Genomic DNA, 515 nt, shown 5'->3' with positions numbered 1-515 from the left:
GTACGGTAAAGTGCCACCTAAACATAATTTAATATTCTTAGATGGAGATAAAACTAATAACGACTTGTCTAACATAGCACTAATAAAAAGAAGTGAGTTAGCAAGGTTGAACCATCAGAATATGATTTACAGTAACGCAGAACTAACTCGGACGAGTATTAATATAGTTAAGATTCAAAATAAGATTGCTGAGCGTAAGGAATGATTCTATCCAACACTATCAACATACGTTACAAATATAAAACTGGTGGGATGAACACAAAAGAAATGGCACAGTTATTAAAATATTATAGACTTAAAGGATTCTTGAAATCCGTAAATACTAACAGCTTTATTGTAGCAGTGTTGCCAGAGGATAAAGCACATAACAGGAAGGTAATAAATGAGTTGAAAAGGAGTGATGGCGAATGAGTATAAGTAAAAAGAAATATGAAAAATTAAATAATGATTTAGTAGATGCTAAAGCAAAGGCGTTTGATGATCTTAAAAAATCATTAGATGACGAAACACACTAA

At 31.5% G+C, this 515-nt stretch carries 2 protein-coding genes; both read left to right on the top strand.

All coding sequences use genetic code 11. The features are described 5' to 3' along the window. Positions 1 to 205, top strand: a 205-nt coding sequence (locus ACF91D_RS31640; RefSeq protein WP_392438679.1) for an HNH endonuclease, incomplete at its 5' end; no start/stop codon positions are given. A 47-nt stretch (positions 206 to 252) separates the two neighbouring features. Beyond that, positions 253 to 411, top strand: a complete 159-nt coding sequence (locus ACF91D_RS31635) for a hypothetical protein (RefSeq protein WP_368679739.1) — start codon at positions 253 to 255, stop codon at positions 409 to 411. Positions 412 to 515 lie beyond the last annotated feature (104 nt).

This window comes from Staphylococcus sp. 231237_7MaSpsaltlick, from assembly GCF_043107035.1.
The sequence above is the reverse complement of the archived record's forward strand: the minus strand, read 5'-3'. Positions and strand labels throughout refer to the sequence as shown.

Coding starts and splice junctions, on each gene's coding strand:
- ACF91D_RS31635 (WP_368679739.1), top strand. CDS start 253: ATGAACACAAAAGAAATGGCACAGTTATTAAAATATTATAGACTTAAA.